A 23448-nucleotide genomic window follows, 5' to 3' on the forward strand; every position below is an offset into this window, starting at 1 on the left:
CCTATTCTGTTTTTGTTTCTTCTAAAAACTCATTTAACAATGCATCTTGTAATTTCTTTACAAGCTCTGGTGCTTTTCCCCCTACAGGTATTCCATCTATTTCACTAGTTGCCATACAAAATTGACCTGAACTAGTAACAATAACTTCATCTGCCTCCATTAATTCCTTCAAGGTAAATGCTGTTTCATCTACAGGAATATTAAATGATTTACACATTTTAATAAGGTGAGCTCTTGCTATACCAGGTAAAATTAAATTGTCTGTTGGAGCAGTTTTTAATATACCATCTTTAAGAATTGATACATTGCTATGTGCACATTCAGTTACTCTATCCCCTCTATGAAATACAGCTTCCTGACATCCTGCCTCTTCAGTTTTTTGAGATGCAATTACACTTGGTAATAAATTTAAGGTTTTGATATTACAGTGTAAAAATCTAGTGTCTTCTAAAGTGATTAACTTTAATTTTTTTGACATATCCTTAATATTTAATGGTTTTAACATAATCCATAGATTTGCAGGGACCTCATCTCCAGGAAAAGCATGATTTCTCATTCCAGTTCCTCTAGTAATTTGCCAATATACAAATTGTTCTCCTGAATCAACCCTTAATACCATCTCCTTAAGGATTTCTTTTACTTGCTCCTTTGAATAAGGAATTTTAATTCCTAATAAACCAGCGCTGTTGTAAAATCTTTCAATATGCTCGTCCAATGCAAAAATCTTATGATTTCTGCTATAAGTAGCATCATAAACTCCATCTCCAAAATAACAAACACGATCAAGCATTGGCACTGTCATTTCCTCTAATAATCCAAACTTTCCATTATAATAACCTAAATTCTCCATTTTGTTTTCCTCCTTAAATTTTTAAAATAAAAAAACCAGACATATTTTAGACCTTTGAATTTGACTTCTTCGTCTAAAGTATATCTGGTTTTTCTTGGATACTAATACTATATTCATATAGTATATCCTACAGAAATATTTTTCAATATTTTTTAAAATTCCAGTTAATTTTATTGCTATTTGCTATATTACCAAAATTTTTTCTTATATTTTAAAAAATTCAGTTATAAACCTCAAATTTTTAATATGCCTATTTACTCTTCTACATCTGGTATTACAGAAAAAGTATTTTTTATATTTTTTAAAACAAAATGAGTTTTAGTTGCTGATACTCCTTCTATGCTTTTTATTGCACGATGAATTTTCTCAAGATGATCAGATGATTGACAAATTATTTTAAGCATAAAATCATAATCTCCAGTTAAATAATAACATGAAACAATATTATCATTACATTTAATTGCTGAAGTAAATTTATCATAGAACTTTGGATGTTCAAGACTAACTTCCATCAAAGCACACACATCATTATCTAATTTTTTTTGATCTACTATAATGGTATAATTTTGAATTACCTTATTTTTCTCCATTTTATGTATGCGCTCAAGAACTGCTGAAACTGATAAATGAATTTCATTACTTATAGAGGCTGCTTTAATTCTAGCATTTGATCTCAAACACTTTAATATTTTGTAATCCATTTTATCCATAAATATCTCCTTAATTAAGAATTCATTCTTAACTTAATATATTCTTTAATATATTTAACACAATTTTCAATTCCTAATTTACTAGTATCAAGAGATAAGTCATAATTTTTTACGTTTTCCCACTTGTTTCCAGTGTGGTAATAATAGTATCCTCTTCTATACTTATTCAATTTCCTAATTTGCTTAGCAGCCTCTTTTTCTGAAATACACAAACTTTCCATTTGATGTTTAATACAATACTCATTAGATGCATGAATAAAAATCTTAAATACATTTGGATTATCCTTTAAAATATAATCTGCACAACGCCCTATTACAACATAAGATTCTCTTTCTGCTAACTCCCGCAGTATCTTAGCTTGATAATTAAATAAATTATCATTTGAGGTAAAATCATTACTTTCTGGCGGAATCAATTCACCTTCATATACCTTCTTTGACACCATATATAATAAGCTACTTTTAACATGCTCATCTGCATTTGCAAATAGTGATTCATTAATTCCACTATCCTCTGATGCTAAACGTAATAATTCTCTATCATACATATTAATCTCTAGATCCTTTGAAAGCATTTTACCAATTGTTGTTCCACCACTTCCACAAGTTCTTGTGATTGCAATTACAAACCTGTCCATATTACCTCCCCCTTCATTTAATAATGTAAATTACCTTTATTTTTTTCATAACTTACTTTACACTATCATTTCATATGGTCATCCTTTTATTCTCCTAAGTATGCTTTTCTAACAGAATCGTCATGTAATAAATCTTGTGCTAATCCTTCTAATACAACACTACCTGTTTCTAAAACATAACCTCTATCAGCTATTTGAAGTGCAGCATTTGCATTTTGCTCTACTAAAAGAATTGTTGTTCCAGCTTTACGGATGTTTTTTATTATTTCAAAGATTTCTTCAACTACAATAGGAGCAAGACCCATTGATGGTTCATCAAGCAATAATAATTTAGGTTTTGCCATTAACGCTCTCCCTATTGCAAGCATTTGCTGCTCACCACCTGACATAGTTCCTGCAAGCTGCTTTCTTCTTTCCTTTACTCTTGGAAACAATGTAAATACCTCTTCCATTGATGCTTTAATTTCAGATTTACTCTTTCTTAAATAAGCTCCTAATAAAAGATTTTCTTCTATTGTCTGATCACCAAATACTCTTCTTCCTTCTGGAACTTGGCTAAGACCATAAGATACTATCTTATGTGCTCCAATATTGCCAATTATTTTGCCATTATAAGTGATTTCACCAGATTTAATTGGATTTAAACCGCTAATTGCTCTGAGTGTACTAGTTTTCCCAGCACCATTAGCTCCAATTAAAGTTACAATTTCTCCATTATTTACTTCTAAACTCAAATCGTGAATAGCATGAATTGCACCATAAGATATATTAATATTTTCTACTTTTAACATATTATTGTGCCGCCCCCTTTCCTAAATACGCTTCAATTACTTGTGGATTTTTTTGAATTTCCTTTGGAATTCCTTTAGCAATAATTTCGCCAAAAGAAAGCACATAAATGTATTCACATACATTCATTACAAGTTTCATATCATGTTCGATAAGTAAAATAGATATTTTAAACTCATTTTTTATCCAGCGAATAAGTTCAGTAAGTTCCACTGTTTCTTGAGGATTCATACCAGCGGCTGGCTCATCAAGAAGTAAAAGCTTAGGTTTAGCTGCTAACGCTCTAGCTATTTCTAATCTTCTTTGTTTACCATAAGGGAGATTACTCGCAAGCTCATCTGCACTATCATCTAATTTAAAAATTTTTAATATTTCTAAAGCCTCTTGCTTCATTTTTTGTTCCTCATAAATGTGAGCTGGAGTCTTAATAATAGATGTAAACAAACTAGATTTTGCTTGAAAGTTAAAACTAATCATAACATTTTCAAGTACAGTTAATTCAGTGAAAAGTCTAATATTCTGAAATGTTCTAGCAATATGCTTTGATGTAATATCATAAGGTTTAGTTCCATCAATACGTTCACCATTTAATTGTATTTTTCCTTCTGTTGGTTTATATACGCCAGTAAGCATATTAAAAAGAGTTGTTTTACCTGCACCATTTGGACCTATAAGACCAATTAATTGATGTTCCCCAATTTCCATATTTACATCAGAAACGGCAGTAAGACCACCAAATTTTATTGTTAATTTTTCTACTGAAAGTAAAGACATACTACTCACCAGCCTTTTCGCTTTGAACTATATTTTTTGTAGAGTTTTTCCCGAATTTCTTAAAAAATTTTATTATATTATCTACTGTAATTTCCCTTGTTCCAAGAATACCTTGTGGACGGAAAATCATCATGAGCACAAGCATAACAGCATATATTAAAATACGATATGTCTTAAATACCTCACTAAGTCCTCTTAGACATTCAGGTAAATAAATAAGAATTGAAGTTCCAATTACAGTTCCTGATAAACTTCCCATTCCACCAAGTACTACATAAGTTATTAACTCAATTGACTTTGAAAATGCAAAGCTTGCTGGATCAATAAAAGAATTAAAGTGTGCATATAAGCCCCCAGCAAGACCAGCCATACTGCTACCTATAATAAATGCAATCATCTTGTATTTAGTAGAATTTATTCCCATAGCTTCTGCTGCTATTTCATCTTCTCTAATTGCCATAATTGCTCTACCTTTTGAAGAATGAATTAAATTTTTTAGTATTGCATAACAAAGTGCTACACCTATTAATACTATTAAGAAAGAAGTGCTTCCTGGTATTCCTGAAATCCCTCTAGCACCACCAACATAATCTACATTTTGAATTACTACCTTTACTATTTCTCCAAACCCTAAGGTACAAATAGCTAAATAATCCCCTTTAAGTCTTAATATTGGATATCCAATTAACGCTGCTAAAATTCCAGCTAATATGATTCCTACAAGTAAGGCAATTGGAAAGGGCATATTAAAATTTTTAGTCATTATTGCAGAGCCATATGCTCCTATTGACATAAAAGCAGCATGTCCCATAGTAAATTGACCAGTAAACCCTAATATAAGATTAAGACCTAAGGCTGCAATTAAAAAAATACCAATTTGTTTCATAATTCTTAGTATATAATCACCAATTATTCCTTGGTTTACAAGAAACATTAAAAACACATAAATTAAGGCAAGGACAACTGTTGTAATCATATATCTCGTATATGTGGTTTTAACCAAGCTTAAGCTTGGATTATCTTCATTTTTGCTTATCTTATTTACCATTTTTATCACCTACACCTTCACATTGTTTTTCTTACCAAATAAACCTGTTGGTTTTACAATAAGAATTATAATTAAAATTGAAAAAGCAATTGCATCTGATAATCCTGAACTAATATATACCTTTGATAAAGTCTCAATAAGCCCCATTGCAAGTCCACCAAACATAGCCCCTGGTATAATTCCAATGCCCCCAAGAACAGCAGCTACGAAAGATTTAAGTCCTGGCATAACACCCATAGCAGGCTCAAGTCTAGGATATAGCATACCAACAAGTACACCTGCTGTGGCAGCTAGTGCTGAACCTAAAGCAAAAGTTAAAGAAATTACTCTATTAATATTTATTCCCATTAATGCTGCTGCATCTCTATCATAAGAAGTTGCTCTCATTGCTCTACCTGTTCTAGTTTTATTTACAAGGTATTGTAATGCAACACATAATATAATAGTAATAGCAAGTGCTGTTATTTGAAGATTACTTATTGTTATTGCTCCAACTTTATAAGAAATTAAAGGAATTACTTCTGGAAAATTTCTAGTATTTGGACCTGCAACAAAATCAGCTTTAACAAAGTTTTGTAATATAAGTTCCATTCCCATTGTGGTTATTAACAATGTTACATTAGGTGAATTCCTAAGTGGTTTATAAGCAATTCTTTCAATTAACATACCTAAGACAGCGCATGAAACCATAGAAAAAATTAAACATGGAATAAATCCAAGACCTAATACAGTTGCTGCAAAGTACCCTAAGAAAGCACCAACCATATAAATATCACAGTGAGCAAAATTAATTAATTTAATAATTCCATATACCATAGTGTAGCCAATAGCTATTAATGCATATACACTACCTAGGCATATACCATTTACAATTTGTTGTAATAAAGTACTCATGTACACCTCTCCTTTATAAAAGGCTATATCTCTAGGTCTACTTAAATTACAGCTTACCCCATTAATATAGACGCTAAACAATAAAATTTAATTTTCTTTAGAATTATTTAACCTCAGTTTCAAATTCAAATTGTCCTTTTACAACTTTATTAATAACTACACTCTTAATTGGGTTATGTTTATCATCAAATTTATAATGTGTAGTTCCACAATCTGCATCTAACTTAGCCATTGCATCTTTAATGGCATTTTCATCTGTGCTGCCTGCTTTTTTAATTGCCTCTGCTAAAATGTATACTGAATCATAGCTAAGTACTGAGAATGCACTAGGATCACCATTATATTCTTTTTTGTAATTTTCAACGAACTTTTTAATTGATGCATTATCTGATTTTAATGATAAGTGATCTGTAAAGTAAGATCCTTCAATAGCATCTCCTCCAACTTTTACAAGACCTGGATCACTCCATGAATCACTACCTAAGAATGGTGCCTTTATACCAATTTCTCTTGCTTGTTTTGCAATTAATCCAACAGTTGAGTAGTTATCTGGAAGATAAATTACATCCACATTTAATTCTTTTATTTCAGTTAAAAATGCTTTGAAATCACTTTCTCCTGCATTGTAAGTTTTTTCATATGCTACAGTACCACCTGCCGCTTCAAAGTTTTTCTTGAATTCTTTTGAAATACCTACACAATAATCATTACCAATATCATAAAGCATTGCTACTTTTTTAGCTTTTAAATTTTCTGACGCGAATTTTGCACCAACTTGACCTTGTAATGGATCTATAAAACATGCTCTAAATACATAATCTCCACCTTCAGTAGTAACTTTCTCATTTGTTGACCCTGGTGTAATCATAACTACTTTTGAATCTTTTGCAACTGCTGCCATTGGAATTGAACATTTACTTGCATATGTTCCGACTACTGCCGAAACTTTATCTTGCGTAATTAACTTTGTAATGGCATTTGGCGCTGTTGCTGCTTGATTTTGATCGTCTTCTGAAACAAGCTCTAACTTTTTACCAAGAACGCCACCAGCATCGTTTATTTCTTTTATTGCAAGTTTAGATCCGTTTTCCATTGCTGCACCTAAAGCCGGAACATCACCAGTTAATGGAAATACTCCTCCGATCTTAATTGTATCTCCACTAGCTGCACTTCCCCCATTTGAACTTACTTTAGCTGTCTCACTACACCCCATAACCATTGTTGCTGTCATTGCAGCTATAGTTACTACCCCTAATATTCTTTTGAAAAATGCCTTTCTTATCATAAATATCTCCTCCAAATTTTCAATTTTTTATTTAATACTAGTCCTGCTTTATACAAAAAAAGCGCCTATAAAATCTTCCTTGATTTTATAGACACCTTTGTCATATAGTTAATATTTTTAATCCTATTTTATGTTTACACCATATTATGCATAATAATATTTACTTTTCTATTTTGAATATATTCCCAAGAATTATTGTAGGATAATTTTTTAACGTTAAAATTATTGTAAAAAAAATAGCTGGTGTTATTAACACCAGCCATTGTGTATAAATCTATTATACGGTATGTTGTACAATTGTCAATAACTATTATGAGAATAATTGTAATTTCAAAAATATTTTCAGTTTTTTCTTAATATTCAATATTTTTTTCGATTTGTATAATTATTGTTATAAGTTTATCAACTGCTTCTTCCTTAGTACCATACTTGTTTACCATACTGTTCAGATAATTCTTTCTAAACTTCTCGTTACTACCTAAAGTTGTAGTTCTGAGAACTCACTACAATTCAAACATCATAATTTGTTCAACTTGTCCAAGTCTTTCTAATTTTTCTGAATCTGCATCCTTTAAAAATGCCTTTTTAATTTCTCTTTCATTTGTTAGAATTTAACTATTTCCATTTCCCTGCTTCTAAGCTACAGCTATATACAATAGATTAACAATTACTCAAAAAAATCTTGATCTAAATTCAAGTGTTTTTTGTATACTCACGTGCTTTATCAAGAATTAGATCCATAAATGAAATATAAAGCTGTACTTACAACTCTAAAGGTTAAAATCATGTAAATAATCCAATATTTTCATTGACTTTTATTTGTGTAGTACGTACAATTATCAATGAATAGACAAATTTATGGATATATTGAGTAATTTTGCATAATTAAAAATTTATTGTATGTAATATTATGCACTTTATTATAGAAGGTGGTACGTATGAATTATAAAGTAGGAAAAAGTTCAAAAGGTGATTTAAATGAAGCAGTATCAGAAGCTACACTTGGGCTTAAAGCACCCAAATTAATTTTATTTTTTTCCAATGTTGAACCTTTTGAAGAATATTCTAAGAAAATTAAAGAAAAATTTCAAAACAGCATTATTATTGGCTCCACCACATTTGCAAGCTTTTGCATGGATGGAGCTTATAAAAATTCACTGATAGTTATGGGGATTGAGGATGGAATTGAATGTTATGCCGATATATTAGAAGAGGTAGATAAATATCCTCTTAAATATATAGACAGAGTAACTAAATGTGTGAATAATTTTCGTGACAAATCTAATACCATATGTTTTGAAATTTCTACTGCTTTAATAAGCTGTGAAGAATTGGTTTTATCTACATTAAATTCAGTCCTTGATGAACATAAGATTCCTCTATTTGGCGGATCTGCTGGTGACAAAGGTAAGGCTGAAAAAACAATGGTTTCTTTTAACGGCATAGTATACAACAATACATGTGCTTTTGTAATCATCAAAAATTTAAGTGGTAAAATCAGATTATACAGAGAAAATATCTATAAAAAAACTGCTCACTATTTTACTGCCACTAAAGTAGATACAAGAAATCGTATAGTATATGAGTATGATAATAAACCAGCAGCACTTGTTATGGCACAAGCATTAAACACCTCTGTTGAAAATCTTCCCAAATATTTAGATAGTTATCCTTTAGGTAGAATTATCGGAAGTGATATGTATATTACAGCAAATCAAATGGTTACTAAAAATAATGGGATGTCATACCATGCGAAAGTATATAATAATTCAAAAATGGTTCTTTTAGAGCCTGATGATTATAAAAATGTAATTAATGAAACAATTGCTACTGTGAAAAAAGAAGTTCCAAATCCATCATTAGCTATTATGGTTAACTGTCTGGCAAGATCAATGCTTTTCGAAACAGATGGGTATTTAAATGAGTTTGCTAAAAATATGGGAAATGCTTTAGGTAACTATATAGGTTTTGCAGGTTATGGAGAACAGCTTAGAGATCAACACTTTAATCAAACAATGGTTCTTGCTGTATTTGAATAGAATGAGGTAATGCGATATGAATTGGTTTAAATTTAGAAAAAATAAAAATCAAAACGAAGAAGAAAATATTCAAAATGAACAGAATAACAAATTAAACACAGAAAAAACGTCTAATTACGATAAATATGTTAACTATGGTATTTTACATATGGAAAAGAAATTTGGAGAATTCATGGATGAAGAAGTTAGAGTGACTCAATCCATTAAAGAAATTGACAATACATATTCAAAAATCAATGCCATACAAAATGTAATTAACAATATAGACTCTAATTTTAATGATTTTAGCCAATATGCTAATAAAATTAATGATGTTATGAATCGTTCTGACAGTGCAGTAAACCAGGCAGATAATAAAATGGGTACGTTGGCAGATAAAATTAACGGAACATGTACTCAGCTAGATTCAATTACAGAGGCTTTTCATGAATTAGAAAATAACTCTAGAAACATTCAAAATATGTCAAATAGTATAACAGGCATAGCTAGCAATACAAATCTCCTGGCTTTAAATGCATCTATTGAAGCAGCAAGAGCTGGTGAAGCAGGTAGAGGTTTTTCTGTTGTAGCAGATGAAATTAGAAAATTATCTTTATCAACAACAGAATTAGTTAGTGGAATTGATAAAAGTGTTAAAGAATTATATGAAAGCATAGATTCTCTTAGAGAGGAAATCAGAAATTCTAAAACCGCAATTACTGATAACTATGAATATGCTCAAAATGTTCAAAAAGATTTCAAACAAGTAACTGATTGTACTATTGAAGCAAAAGAGTTTAGCCAGCATATAATTAAAGGAATTGAGCGTACAAGCTCTGAGATTAGTGGTGCAGTAACTGGTGTTGACTCTGTGACTGAGATTGTGAATTCTTTGGGTAATAAATTAGATACATTAAATTTAAGAATGAGCACAAGATCAACTATTATCTGCGATATTATAAACTTTATGCAGCAGATTGAAAATTTGCTAGCTGATTCTATTAATGATAATGGAAAGTAATTAAATATAATTTATATCATCAACAATTCTATTATCCCTTATTTCTTGTATTATATATAAAAGCTGAGATTTTCCCAATGGTACAAATCTCAGCTTTTATAAAAATTATTTAACAATATCAAGCTTCATACTATTTGTATCTTCAAAGCCCTTTAATATGTCTCAGCCCTTATGTTTCTTATAAATTGTTAACTTTTTTTATTTTTACCTTCTTAAATTCTTAAATTTTTAAATTGTAAAAAAGTTTTATTTAAAACAATGTTTATTCAAAAGAATATTTGTTTAAATATATGATATACTAATCTACCTTATTAGATGAATTTAATATACTCATCTATAAGTAATTCTTGATATGCAGCTCTCTGTTCTTTATTTATTGCTTCTTTAATATCCATTAATTCTTCAGATTTTAAGTTTTCTAGTATTGCTAATCTTTTTTGGTTTATTGGTTCTAATGATTTAATTTTTTCATATATAGACCTATCATATAACATAAATTTTACTTTATCCTTATATTTTTGTTTTATTTTATCAGCAATAAGCAAACCTTCTGGATCAAAATCACCTGCATAATAAATGGTTTTTAAATCAGCTATTTTATCAATAATAATATATGAAGATAAATTTAATTGTCCACTTGTACACATTAATGATGCTTTGCTTTTTATCTGCTTTGATACGCTACTAAAAACAGAGGGATTTTCAAAAATATAAACTTCATCATTTTCAGCTTTTATGCACTTTATCTTTAATAAATTTGATATTGAAAGCTGCAATGGTTCCTTCCATTCATTAAACAATTTTATTGGTTTTATTTCACTACCATCTTCATCAAAGGCATTTAGACCAAAAACAGTTGTATGATTAGATATTTCGTCTTTTAAGATTCCAACATTATAATATAATTCATTTATTTCTTCTAATGCCTCTGCACCTTTTTTATTTAAAATAAAATTTATTCCATGAATTAATAATTTCCCAGTGTAAGTATCTAAATCAAAAAAATGTGGATTTTTAGTCATTTGGGCCGCAAACACTGATATGTTCTCTTTAGAACTATATGTATAAGGAAGTTTACTTAATGAATCATTTACTAATATCAATTCATTAAGTAAGATATTAAGAGTATTATTTTCCTTATATTCTTTATATTTTCTAATTACTGTATTATAACCTCTTGCTTTATTCTCCTCTAAATATCTAAACCAATCCTTACCTCTACCATTTTGAGATTTATTAATTATAGTTTCAAAAAAATCATTTATACTATTTTTTTCTGTTTCTCTTAATTCCTTATTGCTTTTAAGCTCACTTCCTATAACTTTTTCCATTAATTCTATAAAAGAGTAACCTTTAAGTTTTTTTATAAAAAGTTCTTCAACCAAAGCGCATTTAATCTTTGCCTTTCCATCATAAAGCACATTTTGATCGAAATTCATAAGCACATAAGTATCTTCTTCAGACTTTGATTTTATTACAAAAGAGCCTGTTATTTTTCCATATTTCTTAAACTTATTGTAGACTTCTTTAAAAATCACTTTATACATTTTATTGCTATTTATTAAAGCCAAAGCCTCTTCCATAATGCTAAACCTCAACTTCCATTGTCTTTACTTTACCATTCCAGTGATATTTAAAAGGCAGAACTACATCCTCCCCTTGTCTTATAAGTTCATATATAGATAAACTTTTTACACTTTCATAAGTTCCCCATAATACTTGAGAGTTTAAAACATAATCAAGCTTTAAATTTTCGATTAATGTAAACATATTACTAATGTTATCTTCGTCTACTCCTGCAAAAGCTTCATCTAAGGATATTATTCTAGGACAATCCTTTTTATCTGCACTATTATATCTGGCATTTACTGCTGCAAAAAGCGGTACATACATTGCCATTGCTTTTTCTCCACCAGAAAGTTTAAAAAATTCATTATCTGTTAATTCCTTTTTTCTTTCTGTTGGTTTTGAAAATGATAATTGAAATTCAAACCATTCTCTATAATCCAATACTTCCTTTATTATGGTATGATAATTTCTGCTTAAACCATCTTTATCCACAATACGCTTCTGTCTCTTTAATTTTTCTTTAAAATGCTCAGAAACACTTTTTCTTTGCTCTTCTGTCATAAAGTGCGGTGTGCTTAGTATTTCAGTTAAATCTTTTATGTTAATTTCACCTTCATTTTCAGCCTTCTTTGGTCTCCAATTTAGATATAATTTAAAACCGCTTGATGTATCCATATTTCCCATAAGTTCATCAATTTCTTTTACCCAGCCTTTTGCCTTATGGATTTTAGCATTTATTTTACTGCTTAAGGTATTTATTAGAGTATCCTCAAATACCTCTCTTTCTTTTTCATTTATAAGTAATGCCTGCTCTTCTAATGCACTTTCAAGATAACTTATTAATTGATAAATAGATATATCCTTCTTATTAAATTTTATCTTTATATCTAATCTTGCAGATCCTTTGAAAATTTCATTTTTAGTATCATCACTTTCATCATAATTAAAAATATTTTCAAGTTTAGGATGATAATCTATAAGGTACCCTTTATTTAAATTGAAATTTTCATAGAGTAATGACTGAATATTAACATTTTCTCGTATATTATTAGAATTTTCAATACTCCAATTAATGGACTCCTTAAACTCTAATTCACTTAATTCCTCTATGTATTTAAGATTAAGTTCATTTCTAACAATCTCTTCAAAATAATTTAACTGAGTTTTTTCTTCTAATATACTCTTTCTTTTTAGATCAATTTTTTCTTCAATAAATCCTATTGCTGTTTCTTCTCTGGCAATAAAGTCTGAAATCTCCTGTATTTTTTCAGGATAATTCGTTATTATATTTGTTACAAGGGCATATTCTTCTTGAAGTTTACCTAAATCAAATATTTTAATTGCTTCTGTTAATCCTTGAATATTATTTATTCTTTCATTTCTTTTATCCTTAAGCTTATATAACTCCCCATTTACATTATCTAAATTATATAATATATCTTCAATATACTCTTCAAGCTGTTTTCTTTCTTTATGTTTATAATAAATCTCTATCAATTGATTTTGTAAACTGTTTATTGTTTTTCTATAATCTGAAATCCCCTTCATTGCTTCTTCATAGCTTTTTTTATTTTTAGGGATTTTAATGCCTTCACTTTCAGTGAATAATTTTATTTTTAAACTTTTAACTTCTTCTTTTAAGCCATATATCTTCTCATTTATATACTGAAGGTCACTTACCTCTTTATCTAAACTCTTTATATTTTCATCTATTACCTTTATGGTTTCTTTAATATCATCAGTTTTAGGGAATTCCTCTTTTTCCTTATTTAAAATAGAACTTCTTTCAATTAAGCCATCTATATTTTTAGCATATATTTCTTTTTCTTTATTTTTCTCATTTTTGTATTTCTCTAAGTTTTTTATTCTTTCTTTTCTATAATTTTCTCTTGAATTAAGACCAATATATTTTAAATTATAATCATCATTACTATAACCATTAATTATCCCAATACCAAATTCACTGTCTTTAATATAAGTATTATTTTTATTTCCTTCATTTATTGATATGGACATCAATATACTTTTTACATCTTCTTTATATGTATTCGCAAAAACTTCATTTTCAATATTAAAATACTCATAAATATTCTCTTCTTCACAATTTACATCACTAAAAATAATTCTATAATTTATATTTTCTAATACTTCTAAAGCTTTATTTTTAAACTCTTCTGGAACTATTAATGAAGTTAATATTCCCATATTCAAAAGACTGCCTTCTAGGCTTTTTCTCTTTGTTTCATCTAAATCATCTTTAAAATCAATTACTTTATAGAAATCTTCATATGGAATCAAATTCTCATCTAGCTTTTCTTTAACTTTTAAAAGGTAAGCCTCATCTTCAATTACTTCCTTAGAATTAACTAGATTATCAATTTCTTTATTTACAGTCTCTATATCTTCAAGTACCTTTTTCATATAAATTTCGCTGTTTAGCTTTAATTCATTTATTTTATTTTTTATAGTTTCTGCTATTTCGCTAATATTGTTTCTAATGTTATCACAATGACTTATTTCATAGATTTCATTTACTTGTTTATAGATTTCTATTATTTGTTCTTTACCTATACTAAGTTCCTTAAGGTTTGTTATATATTCATTAATCTTTTCAATATATTCACTTTTAACAGTAGTTAAATATTCTTTTGACTCTGAGAGTATGTTTTCTTTAGTTTTCACAATTCCCTGCTGCTTGCTTTGTTTTTCTTCCATAAGATTTAAATCATTTGTTATATTTTCATACTTAGCAATTAAGTTATAAGAAGACCTTACTGCATTATCATATTCCTCTATGCTGGTTAAAATATTTTTAAAATCATACTCTGTATCTTTATCTAAAATACCTCTAAAATCTTCAGTATGTTCAAAAAATGATTCGTCTCTATAATACTCTTCATCATCAAGAATTTCTTTAAAATTCTTTGTTTTTTTATACAATTCATTATCTAATTCTTTAGTTACATTTTCTTTTTCTATTTTAGTTTGAAGTATTCTATTACTCTCATTTTCTTTTGTTTTTATTTCTGCTTCAATTTCTTTTAGTACTTTTTCTTCCTTTGATATTTCATCTCTAAGAGCAAAACCTTTATTTCCTTTTAATGTTGATTCCTTAATTTTAGCTTTATTAAGCTCATTTTGCATTTCCTTTAATGTAATCTTTTGATTATATGTATCTTTCTCCTTCTCTTTTAACTCACTTTCAATTTTTTCTAATGACTTAGTAAGCTTTTCAACGTTAGTTAATTTGTTTTTATATTTAACTGCCTTTTCGTATAATACATTTAAATTATATTTATCAAATACTTTTTTTATCTTACTTGCGCCTTCTATGCTCTTTTTAAGCTCTTCAAGTCTTAAATTTAAATTATCCATGTTATCCATGGCTTCCGCCATAGGTCTTAAATCATCATCAGATAAAGTGTTTAGAGATTCCTTTAAAATCTCATAAATTACTGTTGGCTTAAAATCCTTTGATAATTTTGGACTTCTAAGCTGAATCAATAAATTTAAAAGATCTTTGTAACTTTCAATATCAGAATATCCAAATAAATGTTCATTTACTTTTTCCATATATTCTTTCTGGCTTGTTGTAAAGATATTTCCATTATCTAACTCATTTTGCAGCTGTTTTGATGTAAGAGGAAGCTTTTGACCTGAGAATTTATATAATTTAAAATCAACATTTATTCTTCTTCCATCTTTTAATATAAAATACCAGGAATCTAACTGTTTGGCTTTACGTCCCCTCATTCCCATGCCTATTGTTATGTAATTATTTGATTCAGGTTTTACAAACTCAATGTATAAATAAGAAATTCTATCTTCATCTTTTTCATCAACAAGTATGTAATTTTCTATTTTTCTTGCATTTGATCCAAAAGGGTCTAACCTTGAAGGTCTTTTATCTCCATCAAGGAGAAGAGGTATAAAACTTTGGGTAGTTACTGACTTTCCGCTTCCATTAGTTCCTCTAAATATAATTTTGCCATTTGATAATTTAAATTCTTCATCATCATAATACCAAAAATTAAATAATCCAAATTTATTAGCTGTCCATCTCTCCATCTATTTTTCCTCTCCATTATAATCATCAGGGTATTTACCTGTAGCTTTTACTATTAACGGCATTAATTCAACATAACCATCTTTAACATTAATTAAATAATATTCTTCCATAAATCTTTTTATAGTTCCTAAGTAGTAACTATCTAAAGCATCCCTAAAGGCCTTAGTAAAACCATGTCCATATTTCTTTTTAACTTCTAATAATATTTTATCGAAAAGTTCTTCTTTTATAATAATTGTATCTTTCTCATTTATAATAAGCTTTCCATCTTCAAGCATATCTTTTATTTTCCTGTTAACAAATAGTGTTATTGCACTTTCTCCTTTTCCATTTGGAAAAGTGTCCCTAATTTCATTTGCATTTTTTATTACTGCCATGGCCCCATTTTTATGAATATGAATATCCCATTCAAGATATTTTTCAAAGGTACTTTTTATAGAATTTCTATAATTTTTTATGTACTCATAATCACTACTATTTTCGTTATTATATACTATAGGGGATAAGGTAAGCTCTCTAAAAACTCTATTTTTTCGTATAATACCTTTATCAGTACTAATTCCCTCTATTGCATCTTCTAAAAGTTCAATATAACTTTCTGAATCAAAAATTTCTCTATTAAATCTTCTGACTACATACCTAGAAATTCCTGTACTTTCATATAATACTTCACCATTTTCACTTTTATTAAACTCTTCTTCTTCACCATCATTTTTCTTAATGATTCCAAGTTCTAAAGAAAATTTTAATACTGTTATTAAACTTTTTCTATTTTTAAATACTGTCCATTCTATTTTTTCACCAGGATAATTATGTTCTATATATTCAGTTACATTTGATAAAATAAACTGCTCTTCTTTATTTTTATCTTCAAGATACATTAAAATAAGCAAAAAGAAAATATATTCTTTTTTATTATTAAAGCTCTGTATTCCCATCCAGCTTTTAGGTATTGCCGGAATTTTTTCAAGCTTAATAAAATCCTCTTTAATAATCAGATTATATGAAAGATTATCATTTATAAATTCTCGATAATTATCAATATTATCTATAATATCATAATAAAGCTCACGATCTTTTTCCTTTAAAATAATGTAGTTTTCAAGTAGCTGTGTAAATTTCATTAAAAATTATTCCTCCTTGAAAATAAGTTCATATGCAGGCATAGTTAAATCACCATCTTTGCATTTTATAAGTATGGTTTCATTTTTGTCTAAATTTTCAACCTTATAAAACTTTCCAAATTCATTTTTAACCCATTCATTATTTTTTCTATTTAAACCTAAAGACAGCCATCTTAAAAATACTGTCCTTTCCTCTCTTGTTATACCATCTAAATCCTTAAAAGATAATTTATTGTTTTTTATTCTACTTTCAAGAATCTGCCTTTCTTTTTCCCTTTGCCTAATTACCTCAGCTGCTTTTTCTTTCTTTTCTTTAGTTTTATCTTTAACATATACCCTGCTTGCAGTTTTTTCTCTATATCTATTACTTGGCTTTACTGTTACTATTGTAGGTTTTTCTTCAAAGATGCTGCTGTTTATACTTTCAGTTTCACGATCACTTTCACATACTATATGCCTTGATGAAATAACCCCAAATACAACAGATGACAGCTTATGTGCCTCTTCAATATCCTCACAGTTATTAAATATGTTAACTAAAGTCTTATACTCCTCTTTTCTGCTTCCACCAGAGGTTTTCATGTCAATAATTTGAAGTGCATACCTAGTGATTTTTCTGACTATTTCATTTGTATTATTAAGAAGACTATCTATCATAGAAATATTCTTTCCATCACCTATGAACCATTGCTTTATATTTATGTATCTTTCATAATTTAAATCAAATTTTTCTTCTATATTATAATTTTTATCTAAAGAAATATTGTTCTTCTCGTATTCAATTAATTTCTTTATAAGCTGCTTTACTAAATCATCATTAATATTTTGAAAAATCAGCATTATTTCAGGCACATGCATCTGTATTCCCTTGATAAAGTTTCTAATATATCGGATAAAATTTTCCTTAAATAATAAAAATTCTGTAGTCTTTAGCATCTGATCTGTTTTAGGGGAATAAAACATACTTATATAATCCTGATAATTTTCATTTAAAGTTTTAAAATCACTATTTAAAGTATTCCACCATGAATAAATGTCTTGCTCCTCTACTAATGCAAGATTATTTATTTGTTTAAGAGTATCTTTAAATCTCTCAATTAAAGAGATTTCTAATGAACCTCTTGATATTTCATCAGCACCTTCAAGCTTAATAAGAGTTCTCTCAAGTTCAATGGTATATGGTGAAATCTGATATTTAAACTTTCTATTTTTAAATTCTTCTAAATTCTTAGCTCTTCCTGTATCTTGAATTGTCAAAAAGTTTCCCCAAAGTTCCAAAGAATCTAAATCCTGCTTTAAATTATCTAAGCTATAATCATCAAAGTCTTGAATTTCCTTAATCAGTGTATAAATATCTTCTTTATAAAGCCATAATTTCATCTTCTCATATTGACTATATGCTATTCTTAAAATCACTCTATATCTATGTGCATTATCAGCTGTAAGATATGAAGCTTCCATAACCTTCTTTTGCGTTTTTGAACTTATCTCCATGAGATTTTCCCCTTCTCTCTTAATTATTACTTTAGCACCTTTTATAGTTCCTTATAATGGCATTATAATTTTATAAAATTATTCTAACAGTTTTCTAGCATCAAGAAACTTTCATAACTATGACTAGTAAATCTACATCTTTTACTTTATTAATATTTCTAATTAATATCATCATAATAATACTCATAATAAATATCTGACATATTATCTCCAAAACCCCATCCTATTCCTGCTGCTTTCACTTTTGCTTCATGAGCCTGTTCTGCAAATATTTCTTGTAAATCGCATTTTTGTACATAATCTAATACATTTATATATGACTTTTCAATATTAATGTAAAATTTTTCATCTATATCCCCATATTCCCTTGTAAATTTTATACCGATTTCAGTGTAATAAAACATTAGCTTAGCAATTAATTCCGAGTTTGAAGTTAATTTTTTATATTCACGTATGGCCTCATTAACCTTTGAGTATCTTAATTTCCCAAAACCTCTATCTGGAAAAAACTCATTTTTTATAATATTTTTATATTTTTCGAAAATTTCTAATTCAGATTGCGGTAATAACTTAGCTTTATAATATTCCTTAACACTCGGATATAGTTTTACTAATTCAATAATCTCATTTATCAACTCATCATCATTCCTATTTCTTAAGTACTTTTTTAAATCAGTTATTTTCAAATTATTCACGTATTATGATACCTCTCCTTCATTAACTATAATTTATATTATTAACAATTATATTATCCCATATTTTATATTTCAGTATAACATAAATACGTCAATCCTTTGAATCAATGATTTTGTGTATCATTCATGTTGAATTTCAGAATTCACAATTACGACTAAAATTCTTGCAATATTTTTAGAATTATGATGAAGAATTATTTTTGCACTATATCTATATAAAAGCTGAGATTTTCCCAATGGTACAAATCTCAGCTTTTATAAAAATTATTTAACAATATCAAGCTTCATACTATTTGTATCTTCAAAGCCATTTAATATGCTTCCCTCTTATGATTCTTATAAATTGTTAACTTTTTTTATTTTTACCTTCTTAAATTGTTAACTTTTTAAATTCTTAAAAAGTTTTATTTAAAACAATGTTCCATAAAAAAGCAGCTGATAAATCTATTTATAATTCCATAAACAACTTAATCAAGCTTGGAAAATTATGACCATCATCTAAAAAGTATTGTATATACTCACTATACTCTTCATAATTTTCTCTATAAACTTCTAACGCATCAATTAAAGCCTTTCTAGCTTCTTTTAGTTCATAGCTATTTAAGTTTAGAATATCTATTGTATAATTTGCTCTTAAATATTCATTACTATTTTTATCATTACTTTTAGGTATTATCTCACCACTTGCAATACTATAATAAAAATAATCATTAGGATTATCTATAACTGGATTTATAAATTTATCATCATAATTATTCTTTTTATAAATTCCACAGCTATTCTTTTCATTACAAGAAACCAAAATATTATTATAATCCTGAAATTCTTTAGGGTAGAAATCTCTTGGTTTTATATGTTCTATGTGACCGTCATCATTTGTATATATTCTTTTTTCACAATAAGGACAATATTCTTCCTGCTCAACAAGTAATATATTTACCTTAATTTTGTTTCTAATATCGTCCTTATTATAATCTTTCCACGATTTAGGAGTATGTTTTTTCTTATAATCTAATAAAAAGTCAGGTTCTTGTTCTTTATTAACCTTTAGCATTTTTTTTGTTCCTAACTGATACATCCAATCTTATTCTCATAATATCTTTATCTAGATCTCCTAAATACGTTCTTAGATAATTAAATAAATTTTTAAATTCTTCTGTATCATATAAATTTCTATTTAAAAGATCATATACTTTGTTTAATTTATCAGTTATATCTTCATTTCTTAAACTATCTAATTTCATAGTTGTACTTAAGATATCACCTATGCTTTTTCCATAAGTTTCACTTAATTTATCATTATCAACTAACTTAATTCCATCTTCATCTTTTGCCATTACTCTTAACTCATTAGATGTTATATTCCCAATTACATGAGGTGAGTGAGTTGCTATAATCAACTGATTATTATGTCCAATGCTCTTATATACATCGATTATCTTTCTTTGCCATTCTGGATGAAGTGATATTTCTGGTTCATCAATTAATATTATTGAATTATTTACTTCTAAAAACTTAAGCGACAATGCTCTTAAGAACAATTGCTTTTCACCTGATGACAAACCAGTAATATCAAATTCTTTGCCTAAGCTATTTCTAAACATAGGTTTTGTCTCACTTGTTTCAGATAACCCTACCAACTTAATATCTAAATTCATAATAGAAAATATACTATTTATATCATCACAAACTTTATCTATAACTTGACCTATAGTTTTATTTCTGTTTTTAAATATTTCTTTATTAATCTTTGTAGCTATAAATGATGGCACATTTTGAGTCATATTTTGATCTACTATATTTTGAAAATGTGGTGTAAAATTCAACGTATTGTCCACCTTATTAATCTTTTCAAAATTTATTTCTGTTGGCATATATACAACTTTAGGATCAGTAGAGCTATCCCCTAATGCATAAGCAATCTCTGGACTTAACATGCCAATTTCATTCTTCTCTAACTTCACAGTTGCTGTATATAATGCAGGAGTCAGCTCCACTTTATTATCTTCCACTTCTTCATAATCACATTCATCTATTTCAAATGAATCATAAATGCACTTTAATAAAGTAGTCTTTCCCGAACCATTTTCACCGATAATAACAATTGTATCTAATATTTTTTCATTATTATCTTTAAAATCTATCTCTAAATCATTAAATATTTCATGATTATTAAATTTTATTTTTTCTAACTTCATCTTATATCACCTCTCTTATCTTCAAGTTGTTTTTCATATGATGTTACTATCTAACATTTCCCCTTAGGTCTCCCACTTATTTGGAATTATTTAACTTCATTTAATTCCTCAAATTTTATTTTTTATATTCATCATAATAAACATTCTAAAAAAACACTAAATATTTTCTTTCATGCAAATTAGTTTATATTTTGCTTTGATACTAACAATATTATAGCTAAATAAAGACAGTGTTTCAATACTCGCCCAACTTTGAAGTTTTCCTTCATTAGAGTAAAGCTACATAGATTAAAACATAATCCACTTCTTAAGTCATACAATATATCTTCCACAAATGTTTATAAACTTCTGAATCTATGATACAATCAAGTGTAAAATTGCACTAAATATAACATAATATAAATAATTATAAAATTTAATCATATGAAAAACGAGGTAATAAAATGATAAAAATTGATAACTTGTCGTACTCATTTCCAAATAAGGATCTATATCATAATATTTCATTTACTTTAGAAAATGATCAGCATTGTGCTTTTATAGGTTCTAGTGGTAGTGGAAAAAGTACACTAATAGATATAATCATGGATCCTGAGAACTATATGTTTGATGGTACTCTAGAGATTGATCCAAATTGCAGGATTGGTTATGTGAGTCAGTTCTGTGAGGTAGATAACACAAAAGAAACAACAGTTTTCGAATATCTATGTGAAGATTATATTAAACTGCAAAATGAGATAACTTCTATTTGTAGCTTAATGGAAACCTCTACTGATATTGATGCCCTACTAGAAAAATATCAGGAAGCTTTAGATGCTCTTGATGTAATTGGTGGAGATGATTTTGAAAGTACTCTTAGTAAGAAATTAAATCTTGCAAATCTAAGTAAGCTTAAAGATTCAAAGATATCAGATTTAAGTGGTGGAGAGTTTAAGCTTATCCAAGTAATTAGGGAAATGCTTAATAGTCCAGACTTAATGATTATGGATGAACCTGATGTATTTTTGGACTTTGAAAATCTTAATTCTCTTAAAAACTTAATAAATTCTCATAAGGGAATGATGTTAGTTATTACTCACAATAGATATCTATTGAATAATTGTTTTAATAAAATTATTCATCTAGAAAATCATGAACTCCAAGAGTTTGATGGAAGCTATATAGACTATAACTTTACATTACTTCAAACTAAAATTGAACTTCAAGAACTGTCTGTTGCTGATGATGAAGAAATTGAGAGAAACGAACGCATAATCAAGAGACTGAGAGATAGAGCTGAAGTTACAGGCGAAACTGCTGCTGGAAGGTATCTAAAAGGTAAAATGAAATTCCTAGAAAGATTAGAATCTCGTAGAATAAAAAGACCTTTTGTTGAAATTAAGCAGCCTTATATACGTTTAACTACTAAAAATCAAGTTGAAGAAAAAGTTGCTCTAAAAGTTAACAATTATAGTGCTGGCTTTGATGAGATACTTTTAGAAAATGTTAATTTTGAGATTAAATCTAATGATAAAGTAGCTATTGTTGGTTTAAATGGTACAGGAAAAACCACTTTGCTTAGAGACATATTTAAGAATGACAACCCTGCTATTGAAATAGATTCTGAAATTGAAGTTGCATATTTATCACAGCTTCAAGGCGAAATATTAAATGAGTCTAATACAATACTTGAAGAATTCCTAGACGCAGGATTTAAAACTTATGATGATGTTGAAAATTACATTTCAAACTATGATTTTGAAGAAGAGAGAATCAACCAAAAAATAAAAGATTTATCTGGTGGCGAAAAGAATATACTTCAATTAGCTAAAATTTCTGCAAGCAAAGCAAATATGCTGCTTTTAGATGAGCCAACAAGCCATTTAGATATATATTCACAAATGGCTCTTGAAGAAGCCATAGAAAAATACAATGGTGCTATTTTAATGATATCTCATGATTACTATTCCATAATTAATTGCGTAGATTATGTTTTACTCATTGAAGATAAAACAATCAGAAAAATGAATATGAGAAAATTTAGAAAGATGATTTATGCGAAATACTTTGATAAAGACTATTTAGAAATTGAACAAAAGAAAAGAGATTTAGAAATGAAAATAGCCATATCACTAAGAAACACAGATTTTGAACGTGCAAAAGCCTTATCTGAAGAGTTGGAAGCATTGATTAAATTGCTTTAAGCATGATAAAAAAAGGTATCTGACTAACATATATTCTTCTTTAAAAGGGCAGATTAACTACATATAATCAAATTAATTTTAAATATCAT

At 27.9% G+C, this 23448-nt stretch carries 18 protein-coding genes; 3 read left to right on the plus strand and 15 right to left on the minus strand.

The window, feature by feature from the left end:
* Position 1 precedes the first annotated feature (1 nt).
* From PZA12_RS14175 to PZA12_RS14210, 8 genes are all read right to left on the minus strand, one after another.
* Complete coding sequence (locus PZA12_RS14175) at positions 2-850, minus strand: D-amino acid aminotransferase (RefSeq protein ID WP_078115384.1); 849 nt, start codon at positions 848-850, stop codon at positions 2-4.
* A 254-nt stretch (positions 851-1104) separates the two neighbouring features.
* Positions 1105-1560 carry an Lrp/AsnC family transcriptional regulator gene (locus tag PZA12_RS14180; protein ID WP_078115383.1) on the minus strand — a complete coding sequence of 152 codons (456 nt, stop codon included), beginning with the start codon at positions 1558-1560 and terminating at the stop codon, positions 1105-1107.
* Between the two features lie 14 nt (positions 1561-1574).
* Complete coding sequence (locus PZA12_RS14185; RefSeq protein WP_078115382.1) at positions 1575-2198, minus strand: AAA family ATPase; 624 nt, start codon at positions 2196-2198, stop codon at positions 1575-1577.
* A gap of 86 nt (positions 2199-2284) precedes the next feature.
* Positions 2285-2989, minus strand: a complete 705-nt coding sequence (locus PZA12_RS14190) for an ABC transporter ATP-binding protein (RefSeq protein WP_078115381.1) — start codon at positions 2987-2989, stop codon at positions 2285-2287.
* 1 nt (position 2990) lies between these two features.
* Positions 2991-3761 carry an ABC transporter ATP-binding protein gene (locus PZA12_RS14195; RefSeq protein ID WP_012058972.1) on the minus strand — a complete coding sequence of 257 codons (771 nt, stop codon included), beginning with the start codon at positions 3759-3761 and terminating at the stop codon, positions 2991-2993.
* Between the two features lies 1 nt (position 3762).
* Positions 3763-4809, minus strand: coding sequence for a branched-chain amino acid ABC transporter permease (locus tag PZA12_RS14200; RefSeq protein WP_077307106.1), 1047 nt, complete (start codon positions 4807-4809; stop codon positions 3763-3765).
* A gap of 9 nt (positions 4810-4818) precedes the next feature.
* Positions 4819-5703: a branched-chain amino acid ABC transporter permease gene (locus PZA12_RS14205; RefSeq protein ID WP_078115380.1), complete on the minus strand. Its 885-nt coding sequence runs from the start codon at positions 5701-5703 to the stop codon at positions 4819-4821.
* Positions 5704-5806: 103 nt separating this feature from the next.
* Entirely contained in the window at positions 5807-6988 is a 1182-nt protein-coding gene (locus PZA12_RS14210; RefSeq protein WP_078115379.1) for an ABC transporter substrate-binding protein, read from the minus strand.
* A 938-nt stretch (positions 6989-7926) separates the two neighbouring features.
* Here PZA12_RS14210 and PZA12_RS14215 point away from each other — a divergent pair.
* Complete coding sequence (locus PZA12_RS14215) at positions 7927-9027, plus strand: FIST signal transduction protein (protein ID WP_078115378.1); 1101 nt, start codon at positions 7927-7929, stop codon at positions 9025-9027.
* 16 nt (positions 9028-9043) lie between these two features.
* Complete coding sequence (locus PZA12_RS14220) at positions 9044-10027, plus strand: methyl-accepting chemotaxis protein (protein WP_078115377.1); 984 nt, start codon at positions 9044-9046, stop codon at positions 10025-10027.
* Positions 10028-10338: 311 nt separating this feature from the next.
* On the opposite strand, the gene PZA12_RS14225 is transcribed toward PZA12_RS14220, so the two are convergent.
* From PZA12_RS14225 to PZA12_RS14255, 7 genes are all read right to left on the minus strand, one after another.
* Positions 10339-11610 carry a TIGR02679 domain-containing protein gene (locus PZA12_RS14225; protein WP_078115376.1) on the minus strand — a complete coding sequence of 424 codons (1272 nt, stop codon included), beginning with the start codon at positions 11608-11610 and terminating at the stop codon, positions 10339-10341.
* A 4-nt stretch (positions 11611-11614) separates the two neighbouring features.
* Entirely contained in the window at positions 11615-15664 is a 4050-nt protein-coding gene (locus PZA12_RS14230) for a TIGR02680 family protein (RefSeq protein ID WP_078115375.1), read from the minus strand.
* Positions 15665-16789 (minus strand): TIGR02678 family protein, encoded by a 1125-nt coding sequence (locus tag PZA12_RS14235; RefSeq protein WP_078115374.1) that lies wholly within the window; start codon positions 16787-16789, stop codon positions 15665-15667.
* A 6-nt stretch (positions 16790-16795) separates the two neighbouring features.
* Positions 16796-18283 (minus strand): TIGR02677 family protein, encoded by a 1488-nt coding sequence (locus PZA12_RS14240; protein WP_078115373.1) that lies wholly within the window; start codon positions 18281-18283, stop codon positions 16796-16798.
* 158 nt (positions 18284-18441) lie between these two features.
* A complete protein-coding gene (locus PZA12_RS14245; RefSeq protein ID WP_173713780.1) occupies positions 18442-18978 on the minus strand; it encodes a DUF6155 family protein in 537 nt (178 codons plus the stop codon).
* A gap of 448 nt (positions 18979-19426) precedes the next feature.
* Entirely contained in the window at positions 19427-20032 is a 606-nt protein-coding gene (locus PZA12_RS14250) for a retron system putative HNH endonuclease (RefSeq protein ID WP_171983627.1), read from the minus strand.
* Positions 20019-21176 (minus strand): AAA family ATPase, encoded by a 1158-nt coding sequence (locus tag PZA12_RS14255; RefSeq protein WP_078115371.1) that lies wholly within the window; start codon positions 21174-21176, stop codon positions 20019-20021. The genes PZA12_RS14250 and PZA12_RS14255 overlap by 14 nt, the downstream gene beginning before the upstream one ends.
* A 443-nt stretch (positions 21177-21619) precedes the next feature.
* Between PZA12_RS14255 and PZA12_RS14260 the strand changes: the two genes are divergently transcribed.
* Positions 21620-23359, plus strand: coding sequence for an ABC-F family ATP-binding cassette domain-containing protein (locus PZA12_RS14260; protein WP_078115370.1), 1740 nt, complete (start codon positions 21620-21622; stop codon positions 23357-23359).
* Positions 23360-23448: the final 89 nt, after the last annotated feature.

It is taken from the genome of Clostridium beijerinckii (assembly GCF_036699995.1).
GTDB lineage: Bacteria > Bacillota > Clostridia > Clostridiales > Clostridiaceae > Clostridium > Clostridium helianthi.

Excerpts from the sequence above, each read along its gene's own strand:
- PZA12_RS14230 (WP_078115375.1), bottom strand. The coding sequence starts at position 15,664 with ATGGAGAGATGGACAGCTAATAAATTTGGATTATTTAATTTTTGGTAT.
- PZA12_RS14175 (WP_078115384.1), bottom strand. The coding sequence starts at position 850 with ATGGAGAATTTAGGTTATTATAATGGAAAGTTTGGATTATTAGAGGAA.
- PZA12_RS14260 (WP_078115370.1), top strand. The coding sequence starts at position 21,620 with ATGATAAAAATTGATAACTTGTCGTACTCATTTCCAAATAAGGATCTA.
- PZA12_RS14195 (WP_012058972.1), bottom strand. The coding sequence starts at position 3,761 with ATGTCTTTACTTTCAGTAGAAAAATTAACAATAAAATTTGGTGGTCTT.
- PZA12_RS14190 (WP_078115381.1), bottom strand. The coding sequence starts at position 2,989 with ATGTTAAAAGTAGAAAATATTAATATATCTTATGGTGCAATTCATGCT.
- PZA12_RS14185 (WP_078115382.1), bottom strand. The coding sequence starts at position 2,198 with ATGGACAGGTTTGTAATTGCAATCACAAGAACTTGTGGAAGTGGTGGA.
- PZA12_RS14210 (WP_078115379.1), bottom strand. The coding sequence starts at position 6,988 with ATGATAAGAAAGGCATTTTTCAAAAGAATATTAGGGGTAGTAACTATA.
- PZA12_RS14215 (WP_078115378.1), top strand. The coding sequence starts at position 7,927 with ATGAATTATAAAGTAGGAAAAAGTTCAAAAGGTGATTTAAATGAAGCA.
- PZA12_RS14250 (WP_171983627.1), bottom strand. The coding sequence starts at position 20,032 with ATGCTAAAGGTTAATAAAGAACAAGAACCTGACTTTTTATTAGATTAT.
- PZA12_RS14235 (WP_078115374.1), bottom strand. The coding sequence starts at position 16,789 with ATGAAATTTACACAGCTACTTGAAAACTACATTATTTTAAAGGAAAAA.
- PZA12_RS14205 (WP_078115380.1), bottom strand. The coding sequence starts at position 5,703 with ATGAGTACTTTATTACAACAAATTGTAAATGGTATATGCCTAGGTAGT.
- PZA12_RS14180 (WP_078115383.1), bottom strand. The coding sequence starts at position 1,560 with ATGGATAAAATGGATTACAAAATATTAAAGTGTTTGAGATCAAATGCT.
- PZA12_RS14240 (WP_078115373.1), bottom strand. The coding sequence starts at position 18,283 with ATGGAGATAAGTTCAAAAACGCAAAAGAAGGTTATGGAAGCTTCATAT.
- PZA12_RS14255 (WP_078115371.1), bottom strand. The coding sequence starts at position 21,176 with ATGAAGTTAGAAAAAATAAAATTTAATAATCATGAAATATTTAATGAT.
- PZA12_RS14220 (WP_078115377.1), top strand. The coding sequence starts at position 9,044 with ATGAATTGGTTTAAATTTAGAAAAAATAAAAATCAAAACGAAGAAGAA.
- PZA12_RS14225 (WP_078115376.1), bottom strand. The coding sequence starts at position 11,610 with ATGGAAGAGGCTTTGGCTTTAATAAATAGCAATAAAATGTATAAAGTG.
- PZA12_RS14200 (WP_077307106.1), bottom strand. The coding sequence starts at position 4,809 with ATGGTAAATAAGATAAGCAAAAATGAAGATAATCCAAGCTTAAGCTTG.